The organism is Kitasatospora sp. NPDC057542 (genome assembly GCF_042801945.1).
In the GTDB taxonomy this organism is placed as follows: Bacteria; Actinomycetota; Actinomycetes; order Streptomycetales; family Streptomycetaceae; genus Kitasatospora.
Genome location: NZ_JBHVFE010000023.1, coordinates 1 through 26280, shown reverse-complemented (window position 1 = coordinate 26280; position 26280 = coordinate 1). Strand labels below are relative to the sequence as shown.

The following is a 26280-nucleotide window of genomic DNA, read 5'->3' as shown; positions in this document are numbered from 1 at the left end:
TCCCGGCCGAAGGCTGGGGGCCATTGGCGACCGACGACAACGCGGCGAGGTGCGTGCCCCAACGCCGCCCCGCAGACGCGAGTTTGAAGACAGGCCCTTAGCCCTGCTCGCGGGCCTGTCGCCGCAGGGCGGTGAACTGGAGGACGGCGAACAGGGCCACCGTCGCGGCCTGCGCCGGGATCCAGACGAAGCCGGCGGTGGTCGGCTCCAGCCACAGCTCCATCGCGACCAGGCTGAGCACCACCCAGGCCAGGTTGAGGTCGATCACGGTCCGCACCCCGAACACCGGCGGCCGTCGGCGGGCGGCCAGCGCGCCGACCGCGAGCGCGTACCCGAGGAGCAGGAGCCCGATGTCGACCAGGGTGGTGCGGCCGGCGCCGAGCAGCTCGCCGAGCGGGCCGGAGAAGGCCAGGTAGGCCAGGCCGTTGCCGCCGGTGACCAGGGCGTCCAGGGCGAGGGCACCGCGCACCGTCCGGAGCGAGAAGGCGGAACCGGGCCGGGCGGGCGTGAGGGTGTTCGCGTGGGCGGACATGGCGGATCGCCTCCTGTCAGGGGGTGGGAGCCCGGGGCCGTGGCGGCCTCGCCGGGTGCCACCACCCTGCCCGGTGGAGCGGCGGGCGTCGATTACCCCGCAGGTAACGGCCGGCCGGCCGGGTCCCCGGCGGCCTCCTCTCCGCCGTGCTCCCCCGCGGGAATCCTCCCGACACGCCTCACGGCCGCCGGGGCGGCTGCCGGAGCAGGACTCCCGCCCGCTTCACCGCCCGGGCGGTGATGGTGGTCTCGGCCCGGGCGACGCCGAGCGGGCCGAGGGTGCCGGTGAGGAAGCGGTACAGCTCGCCGTGGTCCGGGCAGAACACCGTGGCCAGCAGGTCGGCCGGGCCGCTGGTGGCGAACACCCCGTGCACCTGCGGGTGGCGGGCCAGCACCGCACCGACCTCGGCGAGCCGGCCGGGCGGCACGTCCAGCCAGAGGTTGGCGTCCACGGCCATGCCGAGCAGCCGCGGGTCCACGGTGGCATGGGTGCGCAGCAGCCCGGCCCCGTCCAGCCGGTGCAGCCGACGGCGCACCGTGGACTCGGGCGCGCCGACGGCCGCGGCCAGCACGGCGTGGGACTGCCGGGCGTCCTCGCCCAGCCGCTCCAGCAGCGCGCGGTCGAGGCCGTCCAGCGGCGGCGGTGCGGCGGGGCGCGGGACGGCGCTCCGGGCGAGCGCGGCGGCCTCCTCCTCGGTCAGGTACCCGGCCCGCCACTGCCCGGCGTCGGCGAAGGCGTGCAGCACGGCGTGGACGGTGGTCTCGGTGACGGCGCCGGTCGCGGGCAGCTGCCCGTACAGCAGCCGGTCGCGGGAGCCGGCGTCGGTGAGCATCACGGCGCCGACCTCGTGGCCGCCGAGCATCACGTCGACGAACGGGACGTCGGGGCGGTCGGCGAGGGCCTGCGCGACGGCGTCCACCCGGCCGCTCAGCACCCGGATCCGCAGCAGCAGCGCGCCCACGGCGGCATCCTCGACGTCCGGCAGCCGGACCACCCGCAGCACCCCGGCCTGCCGCATCCGGCCCAGGCGGCGGGTGACCGTCCGGGCGGAGACGCCCAGCACCTCGGCGATCCGGCCGGGCTCGGCCCGTCCGTCCACCTGGAGCGCGCACACCAGGCGGCGGTCGAGCGCGTCCAGCACGGTGTCCGGATCGGCAGTGGAGAGGTCCATGATGTCCGATCTCCGTCGTCTCGACGACTTCTGCGTCCTGTTCGGCAGCCCCGACGGTACTCCTTGTCCGACCAGCCGGAGCAGACCGGCCCGGAGCAAGGAGGAGTCACCGTGACGAACGAGCTGTGGACGCTGGCGGAGAGCGTGGAAGCCGCGGTGCGCGAGGTCGGTGCGGGGCTGGCGGCCCGCCGGTCCACCGACCCGGTCACGGCACGGACCGCCGAGGAGGCGGCGGCCCGCTTCGCCGAGCTGGACGGCCCCGCGGCCGCCGCACTGCGGGAGCGGCTGACGGCGCTGCGCCCGCAGGCCGGCTGGGTGCCCGAGGAACTGGACGGCTCGGTGCCCGCCGAGGGCGAGTGGTGGCTGTGCGACGCGACCGACGGCGCGGTGCAGTACCTGCTCGGGCAGCCGCACTGGGCGGTGACCGCCACGCTGGTGCGGGACGGTGCGGCGGTGCTGGCCGTGGTGCACGCCCCGGAGCAGGACGGGCGCACCTACCGGGCGGTGCTCGGCGGCGGGGCCGAGCTGGACGGGCGGCCGATCGCGCCCCTGGAGCGGGAGTTGGCGGTCACCGTCGCCGCCACCAGCCAGCCGCCGCGGGTGGCCGCCGATCCGGTGGCGCTGCGCCGGGCGGGCGAGTCGCTGTCCGCGATGGCGGGGGCGGTCCTGGCGGTGCGCAACCTCGGCCCGACCGCACTCCAGGTGGCCCAGGTCGGCTCCGGGCACCTGGCGCTGTTCTGGGAGTACGGCCTCGACGCGGGCAACCTGCTGGCCGGGGCGCTGATCGCGCGCGAGGCGGGCGCGGCGGTGACGGACACCACCGGGTCGGCCTGGACGGCCGGCTCCGACGGCTTCCTCGCCGCCGCGCCCGGGCTGCACGCGCAGGCGCTGGAGGTGCTGCGGGCAGTCGGCTGAGGACGCCGGGGCGGTCAGCCGGCCGTCCCGGCGGACAGCCCGAAGAGGGCGGCCGCGTTGTCGTGGCAGACCGCCCGCAGCCAGTCCTCCCCCAGCCCCAGCCCGGCCAGCGCCTCCAGCTGGTGGATGTACCGGTAGGGGATGTTGGGGAAGTCGCTGCCGAGCAGGATGCGGTCCCGGAGCCCGCGCAGGCGCGACAGTTCCTCGCGCGGGAACGGGCCGTCGCCCTCGGCGAAGTCGGTGAACGCCATGGTGGTGTCCAGCCGGACGGCCGGGTGGCGCTCGGCCAGGTCGAGGAAGTCGCGGTACTCGGGCATCCCGAGGTGGGCGACCACCAGGACCAGGCCGGGGTGCCGCGCCAGCACCGCGCCGATCGGGCCGGGGCCGGTGAACTTGCCCGGCACCGGCCCGGACCCGCAGTGGGTGACCACCGGGGTGCCGGTCTCGGCGAGCAGGCCCCAGACCTCGTCCAGCAGCGGGTCCGCCGGGTCGTAGCCGCCGACCTGGAGGTGTGCCTTGAACACCCGGGCGCCGTCCTCGATCGCCCGGGCCACGTAGCCGGGTGCCTCGGGCTCGGGGAAGAAGGTCGCGGTGTGCAGGCACTCCGGGGTGCGGGCGGCGAAGTCGGCGGCCCAGGCGTTCAGCCAGCCGGCCATGCCGGGCTTGTGCGGGTAGAGCATGGACGTGAACGCCCGGACGCCGAAGTCCCGCAGCCGTCGGACCCGTTGCTCCTCGGCCTCGCGGTAGGTGATCGGCCAGGGGCGGTTCACCAGCGGGCCGGCCGCGTCGAAGTACGCCCACACCTTGTCGAGGACGTTCTTCGGCATGAAGTGGGTGTGCACGTCGATCAGCCCGGGCAGACCGAGGGCCTGCCAGAACTGCCGTACGACAGCGGCTTCCCGGACGTCCTCCTGGTGGACGCCCGTCTCGTGGGCGCTCTCCCCGGTGCTCACGCGGGCACCGGGCGGGCACGGTCGATGATCGCTCCGGTGTCCACCCCGGCCGGCAGGGTGCCGAAGGCAGCGCCGCGGTCGCCGCCCAGCCGGCTCGCGCAGAACGCGTCGGCCACCGCCGGGCTGCCGTACCGGACCAGCAGCGCGCCCTGGAAGGCCAGCGCCATCGACTCGACCAGCCGGCGGGTGCGGTACTCCAGGTCGCTCAGGTCGGTCAGCTCCTTGCGCAGCGCGGCGACGGCCGCGTCCAGTCGGCGGTCCGCACCGGCGGCGGCGTCGAGTTCACCGAGGAAGGCCTCGACGCTCTCCGGGCGCTTGGCCATGGCGCGCAGCGCGTCCAGGGCGGCGACGTTGCCGGAGCCCTCCCAGATCGACACCAGCGGCGCCTCCCGGTAGAGCCGGGGCATCCCGGACTCCTCCACGTAGCCGTTGCCGCCCAGGCACTCCAGCGCCTCGGCGGAGTGCGCCGGACCGCGCTTGCAGACCCAGTACTTGGCCACCGCCAGGCCCAGCCGACGCACCAGTGCCTCGTTCCCGTCCCCGGCGAGGGTCCGGTCGGTGGCCTGGGCGAGCCGCATGGCGACGATCGTGGCCGCCTCGGACTCCACCACCAGGTCGGCGAGCACGTTGCGCATCAGCGGCTGGTCGACCAGCGCCTTGCCGAACGCCCGCCGGTGCAGGGCGTGGTGAACCGCCCTGGTGGCGCCGTAGCGCATGCCGGAGGCCGCGCCGATCGTGCAGTCCAGGCGGGTCATGTTGACCATCTCGATGATGGTCGGGACACCCCGGCCCTCCTCGCCGACCAGCCAGCCGACCGCCCCGTCGTACTCCAGCTCGGCGGAGGCGTTGGACTTGTTGCCGAGCTTGTCCTTCAGCCGCATCAGCTGCAGCCGGTTGCGGCTGCCGTCCGGGAGGACCCGCGGCAGCACGAAGCAGCTGAGACCGCCAGGCGCCTGGGCGAGGGTCAGGAAGAGGTCGGACATCGGCGCCGAGGTGAACCACTTGTGGCCGGTGAGCCGGTAGGTGCCGTCCGGCTGCGGAGCGGCGGCGGTGGTGTTGGTGCGGACGTCCGAGCCGCCCTGCTTCTCGGTCATCGACATGCCGGCGATCAGCCCGCGCTTGGTCCGCGGCTCGCGCAGCCCGAAGTCGTACTCCCGGGCGGCCAGCAGCGGCTCCAGCTCGGCGGCGAGGGCGGGGTTGGCGCGCAGCGCCGGGACGGCGGCGTAGGTCATCGAGATCGGGCAGGTGTGGCCGGCCTCGACCTGGCCCCAGACGTAGAACCCGGCGGCGCGGGCGGAGTGGGCGCCGGGCCGCTCGTCCCGCCAGGGCGCGGCGTGCAGGCCGTACGAGACGGCGGTGCGCATCAGCTCGTGCCAGGACGGGTGGAACTCGACCTCGTCGATCCGGTGGCCGAATCGGTCGTGGGTGCGCAGCACCGGCGGGTGTTCGTTGGCCAGCCGGCCCCACTCGGCGGCCTGCTCGGAACCGGCCAGCCGGCCCAGCTCGCGCAGCTCGGGCTCGGCCCAGCCGGCGTCGGCCCGCTGGAGGGCGGCGAGCAGGGTGGGGTCGGCGGCGGTGTCGTGTCCGTACGGCAGGGGCACCTGGTTGGTGACCTCATGCGTCGCTGTCATCGCGTCCTCCCAGGGCACGCAGGGTGAAGGAGACCAGGGCGGGGACCACCGTGGTGTTGTCGCTCGGGGTGTTGCCGCGTGGGGTGTCGTCGCGTGGGGTGTCGTCGCGCGGGGTGTCGTCGCCGTGTTCGGGCCCGGCGGCTTCGACCGGTGCGGCGGCGAGCGGGCCCGCCAGGGCCTCGCCGACCGCGCCGACCAGGGCGGCGGCGGTCAACACCGGATCCTGCTCGGGCAGTTCGCCGCTCGCCACGGCCACGGCGATCTCGGTGGCGATCACGTCCCGGAACGCCCGCCGGAACACCAGGCGCTCGACGTCCACGACCGCGTCGGCCGGCTCCACCAACAGCGCGTACGCCAACCGGGGGGCGCGCAGGGCGCGGGCGGCGAAGGTCTCGACCACGGCGGCGATCCGCTGCCGCGGGGTGTCCCGGAGGGCGACGGCGGCGTTGACCGCGTCGATCTCGTGAGTGACCACCCGGCGGAACAGCTCCACCGACAGCTCGGCCTTGCCGGCGAAGTGCTGGTAGAGGCTGCCGGTGGCGATCCCGGCACGGTCCGCCACGGCGGCCATCGTGCAGCCGCCGTAGCCGCGCTCGGCGAGCAGGCCGACCGCCGACTGGAGCACCGCTTCGCGCTGGGCGTCCAGGCGGGCTTGTACGGCGGGCGTGCGTCGGTAGGCCATGGAAGCATTGAAGCACTGATTCACTGCTTCGGGGAGGGGGCGGCCGGGTCCGGTCGGGCCTTTCCCGCTCGGACCTTCCGGTCGGACCTTCCGGCTGGGCCTTTCCCGCTCGGACCTTCCGGTCGGGCCGGGTTCGGTGGTTCCGGGATGCGCGAGGAGCCCCGGAACGACGCGAGGAGGCCGCCCCGGAACGCGGGACGGCCTCCTGCTCGTGCTTCGTGGTGCGGCTTGCTGCGCCCGCGCTACAGCGGGCGGCGCTCCTGCTCCAGCCGCTGGCCCTCGACGTCCAGCGGGCCGAAGTCCGCGATCGGCTGCGGCGACTTGGCCAGCGAACGGGCGGCGTTCGGGTCGCCCAGACCGGCCCACTCCAGCACCTTGGCGGTGGCCTCCGCCGACTGGGCGGCGGGCAGCTGCCCGATCCTGGAGCCGTGGTTGCCGCCGGGCACGGTGTAGACGTAGCTGTCCTCGCTGCCCCGGCCGAGGCGGAACGGCTTGGCGCCCCACGGGTCGTTGCCGCCGTAGACGTACATGATCCGCTCACCCTCGCGCTTCACCCAGCGGTCGATGTCGGGCATCGCGTTCGGGTTGAAGACGGTCGGGATCTCCTTCGGCACGAAGCTGCGGACCGAGTAGAGCTCCTTGTAGTCGTAGTGCAGCACGCCCTTGAGGTGCGAGACGTCGAAGAACGGCGCCCCCAGCTCGGTGGCGGCCTGGTAGTAGTACGCGGTGTACTTCGCCAGCGACTGGTCGCTGTTGCCGGTGATGCCGGACTGCGAGTCGAACCAGGCGTACAGCTCGTCGTCGGTCGCGGTGGCGGCCACCGGGACCTTGTCGCAGTCGGACTCCAGGCTGTACTGCCAGAACGCCCAGACCACGTCCAGCACGCCGGCCTCGTACGCGCGGTCCGGGGTGCCGAGGGTGTCGAAGGTGGAGCCGGCCGCCTTGTTGTCCGCGACGTAGCGGGCCTCCAGGCGGTCGCGGCGCACCAGCAGCTCGCGCTGGGCCGCGTTCAGCCTGGCCCGGCACTCGGGGGTGCCGACGGTGCGGAAGAACTCGCTGTACGCCTCGGAGTCGTTGACGTTCGTGTTGTTCGGCGCGACGTAGGCGATCGTGCCGGCCACGTCGTCCGGGTAGAAGCGGCGGAAGTAGGTGGAGGACATGCCACCCTTGCTGCCGCCGGTGGACAGCCACTCCTCCTGGTAGATCCGCTTGAGCGCGGTCACCAGCCGGTGCGAGTCCGCGGCGCCCTGGCGGATGCCGGCCTTCGACCAGTCCGCCGGGTCCGGGCGGGAGGGGGTGAAGAACCGGTACTCGATGGACACCTGGTTGCCGTCCACCAGCCGGGTCGGCTCGGTGCGCGACGGGCTGGTGCCCAGGGTGTAGCCGTTGGTGTAGAAGACGGTCGGGCGGTCGTAGCCGCGGTGCAGCAGGCTGAAGCGCTGCTGGAAGGTGCCCAGCCAGGGCCGGAAGTGGTCGATCGGCTGGGTGTAGGTGGCGATGAAGTACCGGTGACCGGTGGTGGTCGGCTTCTCCTCAGTGATGGTCACCCCGGGGATCGCCGCCAGGCGGTCCTTGATGTCGGCGTTCGGGTCGTCGGCGGGGCTGCGGCCGTGGCGGGACCCGTTGCCCTGGTCGCCCTGGTCACCTTGTCCCGCCTGGGCACCCTGTACGCCCTGTGCACCCTGCGCGCCCTGGCCGTCGGCGGCGGACGCCGGGCTCGCCAGGCCGCCGAACGCGAGCAGCGGTATCAGCAAGGCGGAAACCAGCAGCCTTCTCACGGTGGTGGTCATCAACTCTCCCTCTGTTCAACTGACATGACTGCCGCCTTCCGGTACGGCCGTGCGGCATGGGTGGTGCGGCGTGGGTGATGCGGCGTGGGTGATGCGGCGTGGGTGGTGCGACGGCCGGCCGATGGACGGCCGAATGGGCCACCCGCCGTTCACGGATGGCCCATCGGGGAAGAAGTGCTGGTCAGTGGGGTTGCCCTGCTCTGCTGCCGGTTGAGGATTCCGTCGGGTCGAACGTTCCCCGTCGAGCCCGGTGGCTACTCGCCTACGGGCGGGGCAGGGTGCACCCGGGGAGGGTGAGGTCGAAGCGGTTGCCGGCGGCGAAGCAGGCCGGAATCCCGTAGGTCTCCTGGGCGTAACCGATGCCCCGGCGGACCGTCACCGCGCCGTTCTGGTCCACCTCGCAGGGGTTGTCCAGGGTGCAGGTCTCGCCGTTCTCGTTGATCGTGTTGTTGACGGCGACCACCTGGCCGGTCGAGGCGTCGACCACCGGCGAGCCGGAGGTGCCGCCGATCACGTTGCAGGCGGAGGTGTAGCGGACCGAGTCCTTGAAGGTCCAGTCGGCTTCCTTCAGCCGGTAGGCGAAGCCGTCGACCGAGCAGGAGTAGATCTTCTTCCAGTAGCCGGAGACGACCCGGATCGAGGTGCCCTGGACCGGGTGGGTGGCGGCGATGGTCAACGGGGCTATCCCGTACCGGGACTGGATCGAGGCGTAGGTCGTGTTCAGCTGGTAGATCGACACGTCGGTGTCGGTCATCGCACCGTAGACGATCTTGGTCGCACGCAGCGTGGCGGCACCGCCGCCGCTGGCGTTGAGCAGGGTGAAGGTCCGGCTGGAGGAGCGGTTGAGGACCACCTCGCCCGGGCCGGGCATGCCGGTCTCCAGGCAGTGGCCGTTGGAGAGCACCAGGGCCGGGTCGCTCGCGGCCGAGCCGGGCATCCGCACCAGCGAGCCGGAGCAGTTGCTGAGTGCGACCGTCCCGGCGAAGGTGACGGCGGAGAGGGGCTTGGCGGCGGGGGCTGCGGCCTGGGCCGGAACGGCTCCGACCAGGGCGGTAGCCCCGGAGATCAGGAGCGTGGTTACCGTGCCTATGAGCGGCTTCTTCATGAGAGACCTCTCGGTGTGGGGGGTCCACGGGTGGGGGTCCACCAAAGCTGTCCCGGACATGACTCACTGTCAAGAGTCAAAACAACGCCAAGAACCGCCCAAGACGCAATGGCCGGTTACCGCCGCCGCCCGGATCAACCGTCGGGCTCGCCGTCCGGCTCACGGTCCGGCTCACGATCCGGCTCACGGTCCGACTCGACGGTCTCAGCTCGCGGCCCTGATCGGCGGCCCTTGATCGGCGGTCCGGATCGCGGGCCGGCCGGTCGCCGCCGCCGAGGCCGTCAACTCCCGCGCACGGACGGTCAACCCGCCTGCCAGTGCTCCCGGCCGAGGCTGATCAGGCGCAGCTGGAGGCGTGCGGTCGCAGCGATCCGCTGCCCCCGGTCCGGGTCCGTCTCCAGCGCCTCCAGGAAGGCGGCGGCCGTGGACACCATGTGGTCGACGTACAGCTCGGCGAGCATCCGCAGATCCCGCTCGCTCCACCCCTGCGACACCGGCTGCAGCGCCAGGGCGTCTCCCACCTCGGCGGCGAAGCGGCCGAGTTCGGCGTCGATCGCCTCGCGCACCTGCCGGACTCCGCCGTGCCGCTCGCGCGCCAGGAAGCGGACGTGCGCCCGGTGCTCGCGGACGTGCCGCTCGATCACGTCCACCGCGCGGTCGATCAGTTCCTCGGCACCGCCGGCCCCGGCGAGCACCGAGCGGATCATGACATGCAGGCTGGCCAGCGACTCCTCGACCAGCGCCACCCCGAGGGCGGCGAGGTCCGGGAAGTGCCGGTAGAAGGCGGCCGGGGAGAGCCCCGCCTCGCGGGTGACCTCACGAACGCCCAGGCTCGCCAGGTTCTGATCAGCCAACAGGTGTAGCCCGGCGTCCAGCAATGCCCGCCGACTCTGCTGCTTCTGGGCCTGCCTGGCCCCAACGGTGTGACTCACGCCATTCAGTAAACATTCGTTTGCTGAACTTGGCCAGCCGGGCGTACAGTGGGAGCGAAGTCAGTGAACACTTGTCAACCGAAATCGGCGCAGTCCCAGCCGCAGCCGAAGGAGCCAGTCGTGATCCTGTTCTCCGCCCTGGTCGCCATGGGCGTCCTGATCGGCACCGCCGCCCACACCTCGCTCCCGGTCTTCCTCGCCGCCTCCGCCGGCATCACCGCCTGGCTGCTGGCCTTCGGCGCCCGCGAGGGCATCGCCCGCCTCCGGCACCGCTGACCCGGCCGCTCCGCGGACCGCACCCGCGGCCACTCCACAGAGAGGACCCGCACCACCATGAGCACCGTCACCGAACGTCCGACCATCGGCCGTCAGAGCGTCAGCAGCCAAGGCGTCGGACGCCGGAGCACCGGCCGCCCGGAGTCCCTCGCCCAGGAGAGCGACCGTCAGGGCACCTCCGAGGCGGACGGCCTCGCCGTCGCCTCCTTCCTCCTCGGCCTCCCCGGCCTGCTGCTGTTCAACATCGTCCTCGGGCCGATCGCCATCACCCTGGCCACGCTGGCCCTGGTCCGCGGCACCAGGCGGCGTGGCCGCGCCCTCCTCGGCCTGACTCTCGGCATCGCCTCGCTGGTGATCCTCTCCGTCACCATCGCCACCTCCCACGGAGTGCTCATCGACATCGGCTCCTGAACCGGCCCAATCGGCCTTCCACTTCTGGCTCCTGCTCCTGTATCGCCCTCCGATCCGCCCGTGAGCCACCGTTCCGCCGATGGATCACCGTTCCGTCCCTGAGCACCGTTCCGTCCTTGATTCACCGGACTGACCTCGGCCCCCTGAACGGCAGTTCGAACGACTGATCCCGTCAACCCGCCCCGCTCCCCCGGCCCGCCACGTAGGGTGGGCCCCATCGGCCGGGCGACCTCAGGGGGCAGGAGTGACTACGGAGAACCGCAGCGACGCACAGCCGGCACGGCCCACCCCGTCAGGCGGACGGCTGCTCGCCGTGAGCGATCTGCACATCTCCTACCAGGAGAACCGCGATCTGGTGGAGAAGCTCCAGCCCTCCCACCCCGGCGACTGGCTGCTCGTCGCCGGTGACGTCGCCGAACTCACCACCAGCATCGAGTGGGCCCTCGGCCTGCTCGCCGAGCGCTTCGCCCGCGTGGTGTGGGTGCCCGGCAACCACGAGCTGTGGACCCACCCCGAGGACCCGGTCCAGCTGCGCGGAGTGGCCCGCTACGAGCATCTGGTGGAACGCTGCCGCCGGCTCGGCGTGGTAACCCCCGAGGACCCGTACCCGCTCTGGGAGGGCCCCGGCGGACCGGTCCGCATCGCCCCGCTCTTCCTCCTCTACGACTACACCTTCCGTGCGCCGGGCACGACCACCAAGGAGGCCTCCCTGGCGGCCGCCTACGAGAGCGGCATCGTCTGCGCCGACGAGCGGATGCTCTACCCGGACCCGTTCCCGGACCGCGACTCCTGGTGCCGCGAGCGCGTCCGGCTGACCGAGAAGCGGCTGGCGGCCTGCGACCCGGACGTCCCCCTCGTCCTGGTCAACCACTACCCGCTGGTCCGCCAGCCCACCGAGATCCTCTGGTACCCCGAGTTCGCCCAGTGGTGCGGAACCGAGCTGACCGCCGACTGGCACACCCGGTTCAACACCGCGGCGATGATCTACGGTCACCTCCACATCCCCCGCCGCACCACCTACGACGGCGTGCCGTTCACCGAGGTCTCGCTCGGCTACCCGCGCGAGTGGCGCAAGCGCGGACTGCCGGACCCGCTGCTGCGGGAGGTCTTCCCGCAGTCCGCGGGCTGACCCTCCGGTTCACCGGCTCCTCCTGCCCCGCCGCCTCCTCTTCCGTCGCCTCCTACTCCGCCGCGATCGCCCTCAGGACGTCCAGCCGCGCCGCCCGCCCCGCCGGGCGGAGTCCGGCCACCGCGCCCGCCAGCAGCCCGGCCGCCAGAATCACGGCCAGCTGCACGGGCGGTATCGCGAACGATCCCGTCCCCGCACTGTCCGAGGCGCGCACCAGGGCCCAGCCGAGGAAGGCTCCGAGGCCCAGCCCGCCGACCGTCCCGAAGGCCGCCACCAGCACCGACTCCCAGCGCACCATGCCCCGCAGCTGACCACTGGTCTGGCCGACCGCCCGCAGCAGCCCCAGCTCCCTGGTCCGCTCGTGCACCGCCAGCGTCAGGGTGTTGGCGATGCCCAGCAGCGCGATCAGCACCGCCAGCGCCAGCAGCGCGTAGACCACCGAGAGCATCATGTCGACGCCGGAGGCCGCACTCTTCGCGTACTCGGCGCGGTCCTGCACCTGCGGACTGCCGTACGGGACCAGCGCCCGTTCCACCGCCGCCTTGCCCGCGGCAGCCGAGACGCCGTCACGCAGCCCGATCGCGACCATGGTGTCCGCGTCCTGCCCCCGGTGCGGGGCCCAGGCCTGCCGGGTCATCAGGTAGTCGCCGGCCAGACTGCCGCCCTCGTACAGGGCGCGGATGGTGAACGGGCCGCTCGCGCCGTCGGTGAAGCCCACGGTGACGGACTGTCCGAGCCGCCAGCCGTGCTGCTGCGCCTCGCTGCGGGAGACCGCCAGCCCGTCCGTGCCGAGCGCGGCCAGTGAGCCGTCGACCCGGCCGAGGTCGACGACCCCGGACAGCCGGGCCGGATCGGTCACGTCCAGCGTCCGGCCGTGCCCGTCGATCCGGGCCACGCCCCGGCCGAGCCCGGCGGTCTGCCGCACCTCGGGCAGGGCGGCCAGGGCGTCCGCCGCCTTGGGGCTGATCCCACTGCCGCCGGCCCCGAACGAGGCGGTGGTGACGGCGAGATCGCCCGCGAAGGACTTGCTCACCGTGTCGTCCAGGGTGGCCTTGATCGAGGCGCCGAACACGGTGAACAGCGTGACCACCGCGACTCCGATCATCAGCGCGCTCGCGGTGGCCGCCGTCCGGCGCGGGTTGCGGGCCGCGTTGCGCCGGGCGAGCACCCCGGAGACCCCGCGCAGCCTGGGCAGCGGCGCACCCAACATCCGCACCGCGCCGGCCGCGGCGACCGGGCCGAGCACCACCATGCCGGCCAGCACCGCCAGTGCCCCGAGCGCCGTCAGCAGCACGGACGGGCCATCGGTCGCGCCGAGGACGGCGACCGGCACTCCCCCGGTCAGCAGCAGGCTGCCGAGCACCACCCGGACGGTGCCCGAGCGCCCCTGCGCCGCCCGGTCGACGCCCGTGTCCCGCAGGGCCGCGAGCGGAGCCGTCCGCCCGGCCCGGACGGCCGGCAGCAGCGCGGAGCCCACCGCGACCAGCGTGCCGACCAGCAGCGGCAGCAGGACGGCGGCCGCGCTGATCACCATGCCGCCGGTCGGCAGGGCGAAGCCGAGCGCCGAGAACAGCGCCTTGAGCCCGGCGGCCACCCCGATCCCGCCCAGCAGCCCGCCGAGCGAGGCCAGCAGGCCGACCACCAGCGCCTCCGCCAGCGTCGCCCCGAGCACCTGGCCGCGCACCGCGCCGAGCGCCCGCAGCAGCGCGTGCTCCCTGGTCCGCTGGGCGACCACGATGGCGAAGGTGTTGTGGATGGTGAACGTCGCCACCAGCAACGCGATCCCGGCGAAGACCAGCAGCAGCGTGGTGAACATGGTCAGGAACCGCCCGGACAGCACCTGGGTGGACTCCTGGGTGGCCGCCGCGCCGGTGATCGCCTGGACGCCGGCGGGCAGTTGCGGGGTGATCCGGTCGGCCAGCTCCCGCTGGGAGACCCCGCCCGACGCGCGGACCTGGATCGAGGCGGCCTGCCCCTCGCCCTTGGGCGTGAGGTACCGCTCGGCGTCCGCGAAGGTCATCGCGGTGAAGGTGCTCGGCCCCATGCCGTCCGCGCCCGCCCCGAAGGTGGCGATGCCGACGACGGTGACCGGTATCGGATCAGGGGTGCGCAGCACGGTGGTCGAGCCGAGGTGCAGCCCGCCCGCCTTCGCCGCGCCACGGTTCACCACGACCTCGCCCGGGGCGGCCGGCGCCCGGCCCTCGGCCAGCCGGTAGGGGTTGAGCCGGCCGTCGGTCAGCCAGTTGCCCGCCAGGGTGGGCGGGCCCTGGCCGCCGATCGGTCTGCCGTTGCTTCCGATGAGCTGGCCCGCCCCCTGGACCGACGGCTCGGCGGCCGCCACCCCGGGTACGGTGCGCAGCCGGTCGGCGAGCGCCGCCGCCACCGGCGCCCGTACCCCGCCCACCGTGCCCGGCGAGTCCAGCACGTCGGCGCTGCGGACCACGACGTCGGTGCCGGCGTTGGCGTCGGCGAAGAGGGTGTCGAAGTTGGCCCGCAGGGTGTCGCCGAGCACCATCGTGCCGGTCAGGAAGCTCACTCCGAGCAGGATGGACAGGAGGGTGCCGGCCAGCCGCCTGCGGTGGGCGCGCAGCGAGCGCAGGCTGAGCCGGAGGGGAACGGTGTTCGTGTGCCCGCCTCGATTCGCTCGGATCCGCTCGCTCACGACCGACCCCGTTCGAAGGCCTTCATCCGGTCCAGCACCAGGGCGGAGGTGGGCTGCCGCATCCGGTCCACCAGCCGTCCGTCGGCGAGGAAGAGCGCCTCGTCGGCCCAGCCGGCGGCCGTCGGATCGTGGGTGACCATGACCACGGCCTGGCCCATCTCGTCCACCGCCCGGCGCAGCAGGCCGAGTACCTCGCCGCCGCTGCGGGAGTCGAGGTTGCCGGTCGGCTCGTCGGCGAAGACCACCCGGGGCCGCCCGGCCAGCGCCCGGGCCACCGCGACCCGCTGCTGCTGGCCGCCGGAGAGCTCGCTCGGACGGTGCTGCAGCCGGTCGCCCAGGCCGATCACGTCGACCAGTGTCTCCAGCCAGGCCTGGTCGGGGGCGGCCCCGGCCAGATCGAGCGGGAGGGTGATGTTCTCCAGGACGGTGAGCGTGGGCACCAGGTTGAAGGCCTGGAACACGAAACCGATCCGCTCCCGGCGCAGCAGGGTGAGCCGCCGGTCGTTGAGTGTGCCGAGCTCGGTGTCGCCGATCCAGGCGGTGCCGGCGGTGAGCGTGTCCAGCCCGGCCGCGCAGTGCATCAGGGTGGACTTGCCCGAGCCGGACGGGCCCATGATCGCGGTGAACCGCCCGGCCGGGAACTCCACCGTCACGTGGTCCAGCGCCCGGACCTCGGTGCCGCCGACGCCGTAGATCTTCACGGCATCGGCGACCCGGGCGGCGGCGCCGCGCACGACGTCCAGGGTGGTCACCTGGTGCCACCTCCCCTGGCGTCGTCCCGCGGCGGCTCGCTGAGCACGGCCCGCTTGGCGCGGTACTCCTCGGCGTCGATGTCGCCCTCGGCGTAGCGGCGGCCCAGGACGGCCAGCGGATGCTCCGCCACGGCTCCGGCCCCGCCCCCGAACCCGCAGCCGTGCGGCCGCCGGACCGTGCGGCGCAGCACCGCGATCACCAGGACCACCACGGCGATCCAGACCAGCGGGATCAGCAGGATCCACGGGCCGGGGCCGTGCCAGTCGGCCAGCTGCGTGTACATGATGGTTCAACTCCTCGGTGGTGGGCCTCCAGGACCTCGGGGGGTTCCCGAGGTGCCTAGAGCGTCCCGCCGAGGGGTCTCATCACGCGTCCTACCAGCAGCGGCAGTTGGGATACTCCCGGAAGAGTAGGGGCCGCTCAGCCCAGCCAGCCGGGCCGCACCAGCCCCGACTCGTAGGCCAGCACCACCAGTTGCGCCCGGTCCCGCGCGCCGAGCTTCGCCATCGCCCGGCTGACGTGCGTCTTCGCCGTCAGCGGGCTGACCACCAGCCGCCGGGCGATCTCCTCGTTGGACAGGCCCATCCCGACCAGCGCCAGTACCTCGCGCTCCCGCTCGGTCAGCATCGAGATGTCCGAGAGACCCTCCGGCACGGCCTCGGGAGCCTTCGACCGGGCGGCGAACTCGCCGATCAGCCGCCTGGTCACCCCCGGCGAGAGCAGCGCGTCCCCCGCGACCGCGACCCGGATCGCCCGCAGCAGGTCGGCCGGCTCGGTGTCCTTGACCAGGAAGCCCGCCGCCCCCGAGCGCAGCGCCTCGAAGACGTACTCGTCCAGCTCGAAGGTGGTCAGCACGACCACCCGGACGGAGGACAGCGCCGGGTCCTCGGCGATCCTCCTGGTCGCCTCCAGCCCGTCCATCCGCGGCATCCGGATGTCCATCAGCACGACGTCCGGCACGATGTCGCGGGTGAGCCGCAACGCCGCCTCGCCGTCGCCCGCCTCGCCGACCACCGTGAGGTCGTCCTGGAGGTCCAGCAGGGCCCGGAAGCCCGCCCTGACCAGTAGTTGGTCATCCGCCAGCAGTACCCGAATCAATCGCTCTCCGCCTTCGGTGTCGGCAGCTCCGCCCGGACCCGGAAGCCGCCGTCCGGCAGCGGCCCCGCGGTGATGGTGCCACCGAACGCCGCCACGCGTTCCCGCATCCCGACCAGCCCGCTGCCCGACCCGCCCGCGTCGCCGAGGACCGCGGGCCCCGGGTCCTCCACCCGGACCACCAGCACGGCCGGGTCACTCCAGTCCAGCACCACGACCGCCTGCCGGGCCGCCGAGTGGCGCACCACGTTGGTGAGCGCCTCCTGGACGATCCGGAAGGCGGCGAGGTCGACGGTGGCGGACAGCTCGCGCCGCTCGCCGCGCTCCTGCACCTCCGCCTCCAGGCCCACCCGGTCCGCCTGCTCGGTGAGTTCGTCCAGCCGGTCCAGCCCGGGGGCCGGCCCGCGCGGCGCCGCCCCGGGCCCGCGCAGCGTCGCGAGCACCTGGCGGACCTCGCCGAGCGCCTCCTTGCTGGTCGACTTGATGGTGACCAGTGCGCCGCGGGCCTCCTCCGGCCGCCGGTCGAGCAGCGCGAGCGCGACGCCGGCCTGGATGTTGATCAGCGACAGGCTGTGCGCCAGGATGTCGTGCAACTCCCGGGCCATCCTGAGCCGTTCCTCGTTGGCCCGGCGCTCCTCCAGCTGCTGCCGGTAGGCCCGGTGGGCGGCGATCCGCTCGCGCCGGAACCGGACCAGCTCGCCCCCCGCCATCACCAGCAGCAGCCAGGCCGACAGCCCGAGCTCCTGCGGCCAGATGCTGCCGGACGGCGGGGCCGCGCGCTGCCAGCTCTCCGGCAGGAGGAAGGTGACCAGGAGGTGGACCAGGTAGACCCCGCCCACGCCGGCCCAGGCCGCCCGGCGGTGCCCGGAGCCGATCGCCACGCAGCAGGCGATCAGCCAGCTCACGAAGGCCGGCCCGTACGGGTACCCGCCGGCCAGGTACCCGGCGGTGACCACCGACGTGCCGGCCACCACCGCGACCGGTCGGCGGTCGCGCAGCACCAGCAGGGCCGGCCCGAGCAGCAGCAGCAGGTAGCCGAGGGCGTCCAGCGGGACCCGCCCGTGCTGGTTGTGCGCGGCGAAGGTCGAGCCGACCACCTGGAGCACCGCGACCGCCGCCGCCACCCCGAGCGGGTAGCCCGCCTTGGCCGCGCGCACCCACGGCGGGCGCCACGGCTCGGGCGGCTCCTCCGGCGGCTGCTCCGCCGGGGGCGGCTCGGTCGGCGGGGACGTGGGCGGCATCATGCCCACAAGCTAGACCCGCGCCCCGTCCCCGCGCGTCCTCCACCAGTGGCGTTCGGGCGTACTCCCGCTGGAGTACGCCCGGACACGGTTCGCCCTCAGCCCTCCGCAGCGTCCGCGGATGCCCGGGCCTTCGCCTGCGCCTCCTCGAAGGTCGCCGACGCCTCCGGCCGCGCCAGCGTGACCACCAGCTCCCCGTCGCTCACGTCCGCGATCAGTGTGTCCCCCTCCCGCACCGAACCGTCCAGCAGCAGGTTGGAGATCCGGTTGTCCAGCTCCGACTGGATCGTCCGGCGCAGCGGCCGGGCCCCGAACTCCGGCTGGTAGCCCCGGTTGACCAGGTACTCCTTGGCCGCCTCGGTGACGTCCAGCTCGACGTCCTGGGCCCGCAGCCGGCGCCGGCTGCGGTCCAGCAGCAGGTCCACCACCGACAGCAGGTCCTTCCTGGTGAGCGCGTGGAAGACGATCACCTCGTCGATCCGGTTCAGGAACTCCGGCCGGAACTGCCGGCGCAGGTCCCGCATCAGGTCGTCCTTGATCTCGTCGACGTTCCCCGCATGGTCCAGGATCCGCTGCGAGCCGATGTTGCTGGTCATGATCACCACGGTGTTGCGGAAGTCGACCGTACGCCCCTGGGAGTCGGTCAGCCGCCCGTCGTCCAACACCTGGAGCAGCAGGTTGAAGACGTCCGGGTGGGCCTTCTCCACCTCGTCGAAGAGCAGCACGCTGTACGGCTTGCGGCGCACCGCCTCGGTCAGCTGCCCGGCTTCCTCGTAGCCGACGTACCCGGGCGGGGAGCCGATCAGCCGGGAGACGGTGTGCTTCTCCTGGAACTCGCTCATGTCGAAGCGGATCATCCGGTCCGGGTCGCCGAACAGCAGCGCCGCCAGCGCCTTCGCCAGCTCGGTCTTGCCGACACCGGTCGGCCCGAGGAAGAGGAAGGAGCCGGTCGGCCGCTCCGGGTCGCCCATCCCGGCCCGGCCGCGGCGCACCGCCTGGGCGACGGCGGTGACCGCCTCGTCCTGGCCGATCACCTTCTCGTGCAGGTGCTCCTCCAGCTTGAGCAGCCGCTCCTTCTCGGTCGCGTTCAGCTCCGCGACCGGGATGCCGGTCCGGGAGGAGAGCACCTGCGCGATGTCGTCGGCCGTCACGTCGACGACCTCTTCGCGGGACTCTGCCATCGCCGCCAGCTCGTCCTCGGTCTGCCGCAGCTCGGTCTTCAGGTTGGCGGCCCGGACGAACTCCTCGTCCGCGACGGCCTCGTCCAGCTCCCGCTTCAGCTTGGTGATCCGGTCCTGCACCCCGGTCGCCTCGGTGGACCCGCTCAGGCTGCGCAGCCTGACCCGGGCACCGGCCTGGTCCAGCAGGTCGATCGCCTTGTCGGGCAGGAAGCGGTCACTGACGTACCGGTCGGAGAGCGTCGCCGCCGCGTCCAGCGCCTCGTCAGTGAACCGCACCTGGTGATGCGCCTCGTACGCGTCGCGCAGCCCCTGGAGGATCTCGACCGTCTCGTCGACGCTCGGCTCGGGCACCAGCACCGGCTGGAAACGGCGCTCCAGCGCGGCGTCCTTCTCCAGGTGCTTGCGGTACTCGTCCAGCGTGGTCGCGCCGACCACGCTCAACTCACCGCGCGCGAGCGCCGGTTTGAGGATGTTGCCGGCGTCCATCGAGCCCTCGCCGCCGCTGCCCGCGCCGACCACGGTGTGCAGCTCGTCCAGGAACAGGATCACGCTCTTCTCTGCCGCGGTGACCTCGTCGATCACGTTCTTCAGCCGCTCCTCGAACTCACCCCGGTACTTGGAGCCAGCCACCAGCGCGGTCAGGTCGAGGGTGACCACCCGCTTCTCCTTGAGGCTCTGCGGCACGTCCCCGGAGACGATCCGCTGGGCCAGGCCCTCGACGATCGCGGTCTTGCCGACGCCCGGCTCGCCGATCAGCACCGGGTTGTTCTTGGTCCGCCGGGAGAGGATCTCGACGGTCTGCTCGATCTCCTCGGCCCGCCCCACCACCGGATCCAGCCGGCCCGAGCGCGCCTCCTCGGTGAGGTCGCGCCCGTACTCGTCCAGCGTCGGTGTCTCGCTCGGGCGGGCGCCCGTGCTGCTGCGCTCACCGCCGGTGCCGCGCTCCTCCAGCACCGACTTCAGTGCCTCCTGCGAGGGCGCCGCGTTGCGCAGCGCCACGCCGGCGCCCGAGCGCTCCTGGTCGAGCAGCGCGCCGAGGATGTGCTCCGGGCCGATGTACGAGGCGCCGACCGCCTGCGAGCGGGCATGCGCGGCGAGCAGTGCGCGCTTGGCCGCGGGGGTGAGCGTCGGCCGAACGTCCGCCGCGTCGCGGCTGCCGGACGGCAGGGCGTGCTCCAGGTCGCCGGAGAGCCGGTCCGGATCGACGCCGGCCCGTTCCAGCATCCGGCGCGAGGGGCCCACCCGGGTGGCCGCCCAGGCCAGGTGCGCGGTGTCGAGGTCACTGGAGCCGTCCTCGGCCGCGCGCTGCGCGGCCAGCGCGAGGAGTTCCTGCGAGGACTCGCTGAGCAGCCGCCCGATCGGTACTCGCTGCACGGCGGGTGGGGAGGCCATCGGGCTCATCCCGAAGAACCGGCTGAGCAGGTCGGAGAACGGATCGTTCGATCCGAACGGGGGCATGGTCACGGCGATTCACCTCTCCCAAGCGGTTTGCAGCCACACAAACACAGGCCGTGGCGCCTCGCCCGTCGAGCCGGCCGGGCCGTCACGTGGCGTGCCCGGGCCTCGCCGCCGTCCGGCCGCACGGCGGCCGCGTTCGCCCGGTGACCTGCTCCGGCAGCGCACCGCCGCTGTACGTCACCGCCATCGCCGGCCATCCCGCCTCCGCACCACGCAAGATCACCGGACCCCGAAGCCGGGTGCGCGGTGCGAGGGCCGGGCCGCAGGCCTGCCTCCTGTTACCAGCCAGAAAGACCGAAATCGGCCCGCCGGGCGAACCGCCAGGCCAAAACAGCACATTCCCGGCTGGCGTTTGAATAGTCGCCGCCCCGTTCGATTTTGACGTTCGAAATGTGATGGACCACTTCACCGGCCTGGCCAGCCACATTGCCGCCAGTCGCACACCGGAGTCGAGTCGCGACGATACGCAATCGAACGCCTACAAAAAACGAATATTCACTCGTTGGAGTGACCCGGCTGGACATGAACACCGCCGGAAAGGGAAAGTCTCGATGTCCTCAACAAGGGCCATTGGGGGGCTCCTATGGTGGAATCTCGCTCGAATCAGAAGATGATCGAGCAAAAAGGCGGAGTGGGACCGTTGCTCGGCGCTCGGAAGCCGAGTCCCTCCGCATCTCTCAGGGTCGGAAAACCGCACGCCGGCGAAATGCTGGCCGACACGTTCGACCCCGAGCTGTTCCGCGAGAATTCCGAGACGGTACTGAGCCGACTGGAAAGCCATCTGGCCGATTCATCGATCAGAGGGCTCGAACTGATCGACCCCGAAACGCTGACCCAGGCCGCCAGGGCCCTGATGACCTCCGAGCGCGAGAAGATCGCGGCCTTCGACGAGAAGCGGCTGGACGGGATCACCGACCTGTACGTCAGGACGGGGATCCAGGTCCACTCACCCGGTTACATGGGGCGGCAGTTCTCGGGCGTGGTGCCGCTGGCCGGGGTCGTCGACTTCGTCAGCTCGGTGGTCAACCAGCCGTCCTCGTTCTACGAGGCGGGCCAGCTGCCCAGCGTGGCGGAGCGCATCATGGCCGAGGAGCTGAATCGATTCATCGGCTGGGAGCCGGACTCCTTCGCCATGGTGACCACCTCGGGCGGGTCACTGGCCAACCTGACCGCGCTGTTGGCGGCCAGGAACAAGATGTTCCCCGACTTCTGGTCGGGCGGCAGCCCGACGGCGAACGGCCTGCCCCGCCCCGCCATCGCGGTCGGCGCGGACGTGCACTACAGCGTCTCGCGGGCGGCCGGGATCCTGGGGATCGGCGAGTCGCAGATCGTGCGCCTGCCGATCAACCGGCAGCAGCAGATCTGCCTGGAGCAGGTGCGGCCGGCCCTGGAGGCCGCCGAGCAGCGGGGACTGAAGGTGTTCGCCCTGGTCGCCTCGGCCGGCACCACCTCGGTCGGCGCCTTCGACCCGCTCGACGGGCTCGCCGACATCGCCCGGGCCGCGGGCATCTGGCTGCACGTCGACGGCGCGCACGGCGCCAGCCTGCTGGTCTCCGACCGGCTCCGGCACAAGCTGCGGGGAATCGAGAAGGCCGACTCCCTGGCGTGGGACGCACACAAGATGATGTTCGTTCCGGCACCCTGCACGCTGCTGTTCTACCGGAACAAGGAGGACAGCCTCGGGGCCTTCCAGCAGCGCGCCAGCTACGTCTTCGACGAGGAGCCGGACCGCTACACCGAACTCGACAGCGGTGCCAGGAACTTCGAGTGCACCAAGCGGCCCATGATCATGCCGCTGTGGGCCCTCTGGTCCGTCTACGGCCGGGCCCTGTTCGCGGAGAAGATCGAGCACCTCTGTGAACTGACCGAGGAGATCCACCGGCTCCTCCAGGACGAACCGGAATTCGAAACGGTGCACCGACCGGAAGCCAACATCCTGTGCTTCCGCTACCGTCCCGCCGAACTCCCGGACGAACACGTGCACCGCTTCCAGGTGGCGATCAGGAACCGGATCAAAATCCAGGGGAATTTCTTCATCTCCAAGGTGAACATCGACGGGGTCGCCGCGCTGCGCGTGGTCATGATGAACCACCAGATCACCGTCGAGCACTTCCGGATGCTGCTGGGCGAGATCAGGCGGGTCGGCGCCGACGTCCTGGCCGAAGCCGGCTGAAGGCCGCCGAAGAACCGTGGCCGAACGAACTGCGGCACATGAACAAGTGAACAACACGAGGACGAGGAATTGACGATGAGTGCAGTGAGCACCGCGCCCACCCGACCGGCGGCCCCCGGCGGCGCGAGTGAACTGGCGAACTGGCTGATCCCCGAGTGGGAACTGAAGCCGGACTCGGTCGAGGCCGTGGAGAAGCTCCCCTCGTTCGCGAGCAAGCTCCGCGAGTGCGAACGGGTCTGCCAGGCGCCGTACAGCGAGGTCTCGCACGAGATCCAGGACGCCCTGGTGCTGCGCCGCCTCCAGCAGATGGTCAACACGGTACGGCTCAACCCGCTCTGGCGCAGCCGCCTCTCGGGCGCCGGCATCAGCGGTGCCCCGCAGACGTACGAGGAGTGGCAGCGGATCCCGCTGTCGGACAAGGAGACCCAACGCGAGTTCTTCATGGATTCGCGTCCGGGCATGGTGGTGCCGCTGGCGCGCGGCGGCTTCGAGATCGTGGCCAGCGGGGGCACCAGCGGCGGGAAGCCGCTGGAGTCGGTGTACTCGCTGCGGGAGCTGCGGGACACCTACGAGGTGGCCGGCCGCTTCATGGGCGCCTACCAGCTCGGCGGGTACCTGCCCGGCAACGACCCCAAGTGGCTGTACACCACGCTGGCGGACTACCAGATGTGGAGCAGCGGCACCATGGTGGGCGGGGTGCTGGCCCAGGTGCCGGGGGTCAACTACATCGGCGCGGGGCCGGTCACCGCCCCGGTGCTGGAGCACATGTTCTCGTACCCCGGCCCGAAGGCGCTGATGGGGATCACCGCGGGCATCGCGATCCTCAGCGAGCTCGGCGCGGGTATGAGCCAGGAGGCCAAGGAGAGCTTCCGGGTGGCGCTGTACGGGAGCGGGGTGCTGCCGCAGCGCAAGCGGGCGGAGCTGAAGGCGATGTACCCGAACCTGACGATCCTCAGCTACTTCGCCGCCACCCAGGCCGAGACCATCGGGCTGCAGCTGACGGAGGAATCCCCCTGCCTGGCGGCCGTGCCCGGGCTGCACCTGGTGGAGATCGTCGACGAGCAGGGCCGCTGGGTCGCCGAGGGCGAGGAGGGCGAGCTGGTCGTCACCCGGTTGCACGGGCACGAGGCACCGCTGCTGCGGCTGAAGCTGGGCGACCGGATGATCCGCCGCCCGAGGCTGGACGGGCCGGGGCTGAAGACCGGCCGGTTCGAGTTCGCCGGCCGCACCGGGGACATCCTGCACCTGAACGACAGCCAGTACTCGGCCCCGCGCGCGTACGAGGCGCTGCGCGAGGACCTGCTCAAGGCCACGGCGATGGACCTGGACGTGGTGGCCCACGAGATCCAGTTCGTGAACCACCGCGAGGGCAAGACGATCACGCTGCTGGCGTCCGTCGACGACGTCCCCGGTCTGACGTACCGGATGGACGCCGCGCTCGGCCCGTACGGCGTCCAGCACGTCTTCGTCAACGCGCTGCCCCGCTCGCTCTCGCTGTTCAACCAGGGCGAGGCGAACCCCGCCTCGATCGAGAAGACCGGTTACCGGTTCCTGGTCAAGTTCGTGCCCAGGGCGTCCGCGGAGATCGAGCGGACGTCGGTCGGCAAGGTGCCGCTGGTGCGCGACCGGGGCTGACAGAACCGGCGGGACGGCACAACTGCAGCTCCGGAACGTTGGTTTGAGGAATGGAGTGAGTATGAAACCGCAAGTGAACATCGCCGTCGTGGTGGACGTGATCGGCGCACTGTCGGACAAGACGCTGCTCAACGGCAACCTCTGCCTGATCGACGACGGATCGTTCGACAGCAAGAACCAGGGAACGCCCGACCTGTGCACCGTGGTGGTGCCGGGCCAGGTGGTCCAGTGGTCCGCCCTGGCGGTGGACCTGCAGACGCCCGTCGAGATCCGGAGCATCAGCTTCGCGCCGGCGGACGAGGGTGCGGGCGCGACCGCGCACGACGTCGGCCACATCGGCCCGGACGAGGCCGCGGCCGCGGTGGCGGGCGGCGCGGACGGTGCGGACGGTGCGGACGGCGCACCGTCGGCCGGCCACCGGGTGGCGGGCGGGCAGCTGGACCTCAACGTCTGGTCCGGCGTGGTGCCGCCGTACCTGGTGCCCGGGGTGCCGTACCGGTACCGGCTGGAGCTCCAGATGTACGAGGGCGAGCACAGCGTGCTGCACGTCGACTCGCCCGCACTGATGTGCCTGTAGGCGGAACACCGACAAGGAGGGTGGGCGCATGGCCCAACAACTGGCGATCATCGTGCTCGTGGACGTCGGCAACGCGCTGGAGTCCCGGACGCTGACCGGTAACACCTATCTGTTCGACAACATGAAGCTCCAGGGTTCCCTGAACCAGGGCACCGGCGAGTTGGTCACCGCGATCAACGGCGCCTACTGGAGCGACGGCTCGCAGGCCAGCGAGCAGGTGCTCAACTGGCTTCCGTACAGCCTCGGTTCGATCCCCCCGACGGTGCCCCGCGGCTACCACACCACCCGGGCGCGGGAGGCCGAGAAGGAGGCGCTGGCGGAGCTCGCGACGCTCACCGAGAAGCCCGGGGTGGCGAACGGCGACACCGAGGCCGCGCTCACCCGGATCCGGAAGACCGTCGGCACCAGGGTCAACGGCACCTCGCGCACCCGGGCCCTCTCCGGGCAGCGGGTCCTGGACATCACGGGCCGGGTGGTCTCCGACCACGGCCAGGACACCCACAACTACCCGGCGCCGGTGATCACCGACATCTTCGGCGAGGCGGTGGACGAGAAGGTCATCTACCCGGCCGAGTACGGCTCCCCGGACCTGGTGACCGACGGCTGGTACTGGTCGGCGACGATCGACACCTCCCGGCCCGGGACCTACAGCTACACGATGCGGATCCAGCTCCACGAGCTGATCCAGCGGGCGGGCGACTGGACCTGGGAGCCGGTCAACCTCACCTGCGAGTCGAAGCTCCGGATCACCGCGGAGCCCAAGCGGAACGGCTTCACCGGGGCCGGCATGGGATACCTGCCGATCGCCCCGGCCGCCTTCGGCTGAGCCCCTGACCCAGGAAGTCCCGGTAAGGACGAGGAGGAGTAGATGACCACCAAGCCACGGCTGAAGACCACGCCGAAGCGCCCGATCTCGATCACCGCGGTGGTGGACTGCGTGGGCATGCTGGCGTCCCAGAGCACCCACGGCCACCTGTACCTGTACGACACCAACAAGGCCGGCGGGTCCGCCGACCTCGGCACCGAGGAGCTGCGGACCAAGGTCAGGGCCGGCGACCAGCTGCTCTGGAACGTGCTGGCGCTCGAGTGCGAGGCCTTCGTGGCCATCGACGGGATCGTGATCGACCCCGAGGTGTGCGAGCCGGTCCGGAAGGTGTACCCGGGCACCGACGTCGCCTACTGGACCGGGACGGTGAAGAAGGACGCCACGTCCCCGGTGCCGTACCGGATCAGGTTCCGGCTGGGGACACAGGTCGAGCCGATCACCACCACTGCGTCGCCCGTCCTGGTCGGCCAGGCCACCTGACAGCTCTGAGCAGCGGACGGCTCCGGACGCTGGACCGCCCGGAGCGCGCGCTCGAAGGAGGAACCTTGACTACCAGTACAAGCAGCGCCTCGGCGGACAAGCAGAACCCCGGGCAGCTGAACTCGGTACAGCTCAACATCGTCACGCTCGTGAACATGGAGCGGGCCACGGCCAACCGCTCGCTGGGCGACGCGATGTACATGATGGACAACAGCGTCGGCGGGTCCGGCCAGGGCACCCGGCAGCTGGAGACGGTCTGCAAGCAGGGCCAGGTGCTGAACTGGATCATCCGCCCGATCGACATGGAGCGGCGGCTGGACGGCACCTGGCCGCCGATGCCCAAGATCAACAACATCGTGATCCTCGACACCGAGCTGGGTGACGAGGAGGACGTGGCCGAGCGGAAGCTCTTCACCGAGCTCAAGATCTACGGCATGCCCGACCGCATGCGCTCCCCGCTGACCCCGGTCTACTACTACTGGGCCGGCACCGTGCTCAGCACCGCCAAGCCCGGCCTGTACCGGTACCGGCTGGTCATCGAGCTGGAGCAGGAGGGCACCAAGGAGAAGCTCTACCTCAACACGGTCGACCACCCCGCGCTGCGGGTGATCGAGGTCTGACCGCCCGGCACCGCGTGAGCCCGGTGTCCCCGACCACCGCGGTCGGGGACAC

General features: G+C 72.1%; 24 protein-coding genes. 10 read left to right on the top strand and 14 right to left on the bottom strand.

The window, feature by feature from the left end; all coding sequences use genetic code 11:
- Positions 1-97: 97 nt before the first annotated feature.
- Both ACFU7Y_RS05325 and ACFU7Y_RS05320 read right to left on the bottom strand, forming a co-directional pair.
- Positions 98-532, bottom strand: coding sequence for a hypothetical protein (locus ACFU7Y_RS05325; RefSeq protein ID WP_224283870.1), 435 nt, complete (start codon positions 530-532; stop codon positions 98-100).
- A gap of 178 nt (positions 533-710) precedes the next feature.
- Positions 711-1703 (bottom strand): Lrp/AsnC family transcriptional regulator, encoded by a 993-nt coding sequence (locus tag ACFU7Y_RS05320; RefSeq protein WP_380766536.1) that lies wholly within the window; start codon positions 1701-1703, stop codon positions 711-713.
- Between the two features lie 111 nt (positions 1704-1814).
- Between ACFU7Y_RS05320 and ACFU7Y_RS05315 the strand changes: the two genes are divergently transcribed.
- Positions 1815-2618: an inositol monophosphatase family protein gene (locus ACFU7Y_RS05315; RefSeq protein WP_224277118.1), complete on the top strand. Its 804-nt coding sequence runs from the start codon at positions 1815-1817 to the stop codon at positions 2616-2618.
- Between the two features lie 14 nt (positions 2619-2632).
- Here the strand turns inward: ACFU7Y_RS05315 and ACFU7Y_RS05310 are convergent, their stop codons facing one another.
- The 6 genes from ACFU7Y_RS05310 to ACFU7Y_RS05285 form a co-directional block, all read right to left on the bottom strand.
- The gene (locus ACFU7Y_RS05310) at positions 2633-3571 is read right to left on the bottom strand and encodes an amidohydrolase family protein (RefSeq protein WP_224277116.1); all 939 of its coding nucleotides are present in this window, start codon (positions 3569-3571) and stop codon (positions 2633-2635) included.
- Positions 3568-5202 carry an acyl-CoA dehydrogenase family protein gene (locus ACFU7Y_RS05305; protein ID WP_380766534.1) on the bottom strand — a complete coding sequence of 545 codons (1635 nt, stop codon included), beginning with the start codon at positions 5200-5202 and terminating at the stop codon, positions 3568-3570. The genes ACFU7Y_RS05310 and ACFU7Y_RS05305 overlap by 4 nt, the downstream gene beginning before the upstream one ends.
- Positions 5186-5884 carry a TetR/AcrR family transcriptional regulator gene (locus ACFU7Y_RS05300; RefSeq protein ID WP_224277112.1) on the bottom strand — a complete coding sequence of 233 codons (699 nt, stop codon included), beginning with the start codon at positions 5882-5884 and terminating at the stop codon, positions 5186-5188. Before ACFU7Y_RS05300 ends, ACFU7Y_RS05305 begins: the two co-directional genes overlap by 17 nt.
- A 242-nt stretch (positions 5885-6126) precedes the next feature.
- Positions 6127-7674: a S28 family serine protease gene (locus ACFU7Y_RS05295; protein WP_224277110.1), complete on the bottom strand. Its 1548-nt coding sequence runs from the start codon at positions 7672-7674 to the stop codon at positions 6127-6129.
- Positions 7675-7936: 262 nt separating this feature from the next.
- Positions 7937-8779: a serine protease gene (locus ACFU7Y_RS05290; RefSeq protein WP_224277108.1), complete on the bottom strand. Its 843-nt coding sequence runs from the start codon at positions 8777-8779 to the stop codon at positions 7937-7939.
- 302 nt (positions 8780-9081) lie between these two features.
- Positions 9082-9711, bottom strand: a complete 630-nt coding sequence (locus tag ACFU7Y_RS05285) for a TetR family transcriptional regulator (RefSeq protein ID WP_224277106.1) — start codon at positions 9709-9711, stop codon at positions 9082-9084.
- Between the two features lie 120 nt (positions 9712-9831).
- Here ACFU7Y_RS05285 and ACFU7Y_RS05280 point away from each other — a divergent pair, with 120 nt between their 5' ends.
- The 3 genes from ACFU7Y_RS05280 to ACFU7Y_RS05270 all read left to right on the top strand — a co-directional run bounded on the left by ACFU7Y_RS05280 (position 9832) and on the right by ACFU7Y_RS05270 (position 11527).
- Positions 9832-9987, top strand: coding sequence for a hypothetical protein (locus tag ACFU7Y_RS05280; protein WP_224277104.1), 156 nt, complete (start codon positions 9832-9834; stop codon positions 9985-9987).
- Between the two features lie 57 nt (positions 9988-10044).
- Positions 10045-10398 (top strand): DUF4190 domain-containing protein, encoded by a 354-nt coding sequence (locus ACFU7Y_RS05275; protein WP_224277102.1) that lies wholly within the window; start codon positions 10045-10047, stop codon positions 10396-10398.
- Positions 10399-10642: 244 nt separating this feature from the next.
- Positions 10643-11527: a metallophosphoesterase gene (locus ACFU7Y_RS05270; RefSeq protein WP_224277100.1), complete on the top strand. Its 885-nt coding sequence runs from the start codon at positions 10643-10645 to the stop codon at positions 11525-11527.
- A gap of 52 nt (positions 11528-11579) precedes the next feature.
- Here the strand turns inward: ACFU7Y_RS05270 and ACFU7Y_RS05265 are convergent, their stop codons facing one another.
- The 6 genes from ACFU7Y_RS05265 to ACFU7Y_RS05240 all read right to left on the bottom strand — a co-directional run bounded on the left by ACFU7Y_RS05265 (position 11580) and on the right by ACFU7Y_RS05240 (position 19917).
- Entirely contained in the window at positions 11580-14189 is a 2610-nt protein-coding gene (locus ACFU7Y_RS05265; protein ID WP_224277098.1) for an ABC transporter permease, read from the bottom strand.
- Positions 14186-14941 carry an ABC transporter ATP-binding protein gene (locus tag ACFU7Y_RS05260; protein WP_224277096.1) on the bottom strand — a complete coding sequence of 252 codons (756 nt, stop codon included), beginning with the start codon at positions 14939-14941 and terminating at the stop codon, positions 14186-14188. Before ACFU7Y_RS05260 ends, ACFU7Y_RS05265 begins: the two co-directional genes overlap by 4 nt.
- Positions 14938-15225 carry an SHOCT domain-containing protein gene (locus tag ACFU7Y_RS05255; protein WP_224277094.1) on the bottom strand — a complete coding sequence of 96 codons (288 nt, stop codon included), beginning with the start codon at positions 15223-15225 and terminating at the stop codon, positions 14938-14940. The genes ACFU7Y_RS05260 and ACFU7Y_RS05255 overlap by 4 nt, the downstream gene beginning before the upstream one ends.
- Before the next feature lie 137 nt (positions 15226-15362).
- Positions 15363-16040 (bottom strand): response regulator transcription factor, encoded by a 678-nt coding sequence (locus ACFU7Y_RS05250; protein WP_224277092.1) that lies wholly within the window; start codon positions 16038-16040, stop codon positions 15363-15365.
- Positions 16037-17281 (bottom strand): sensor histidine kinase, encoded by a 1245-nt coding sequence (locus ACFU7Y_RS05245; protein ID WP_224277090.1) that lies wholly within the window; start codon positions 17279-17281, stop codon positions 16037-16039. The genes ACFU7Y_RS05250 and ACFU7Y_RS05245 overlap by 4 nt, the downstream gene beginning before the upstream one ends.
- A gap of 95 nt (positions 17282-17376) precedes the next feature.
- Entirely contained in the window at positions 17377-19917 is a 2541-nt protein-coding gene (locus ACFU7Y_RS05240) for an ATP-dependent Clp protease ATP-binding subunit (RefSeq protein WP_374119927.1), read from the bottom strand.
- A 706-nt stretch (positions 19918-20623) separates the two neighbouring features.
- On the opposite strand from ACFU7Y_RS05240, the gene ACFU7Y_RS05235 reads away from it, so the two are divergent.
- From ACFU7Y_RS05235 to ACFU7Y_RS05210, 6 genes are all read left to right on the top strand, one after another.
- Complete coding sequence (locus tag ACFU7Y_RS05235) at positions 20624-22090, top strand: pyridoxal phosphate-dependent decarboxylase family protein (protein ID WP_380766533.1); 1467 nt, start codon at positions 20624-20626, stop codon at positions 22088-22090.
- A gap of 75 nt (positions 22091-22165) precedes the next feature.
- A complete protein-coding gene (locus tag ACFU7Y_RS05230) occupies positions 22166-23725 on the top strand; it encodes a hypothetical protein (protein WP_380766531.1) in 1560 nt (519 codons plus the stop codon).
- A gap of 61 nt (positions 23726-23786) precedes the next feature.
- Positions 23787-24302: a hypothetical protein gene (locus ACFU7Y_RS05225; RefSeq protein WP_224277085.1), complete on the top strand. Its 516-nt coding sequence runs from the start codon at positions 23787-23789 to the stop codon at positions 24300-24302.
- Between the two features lie 28 nt (positions 24303-24330).
- Positions 24331-25128 carry a hypothetical protein gene (locus ACFU7Y_RS05220; protein WP_224277083.1) on the top strand — a complete coding sequence of 266 codons (798 nt, stop codon included), beginning with the start codon at positions 24331-24333 and terminating at the stop codon, positions 25126-25128.
- Between the two features lie 42 nt (positions 25129-25170).
- Entirely contained in the window at positions 25171-25608 is a 438-nt protein-coding gene (locus ACFU7Y_RS05215; RefSeq protein ID WP_224277081.1) for a hypothetical protein, read from the top strand.
- Positions 25609-25673: 65 nt separating this feature from the next.
- Entirely contained in the window at positions 25674-26228 is a 555-nt protein-coding gene (locus ACFU7Y_RS05210; protein ID WP_224277079.1) for a hypothetical protein, read from the top strand.
- The last annotated feature ends 52 nt before the right edge of the window (positions 26229-26280 follow it).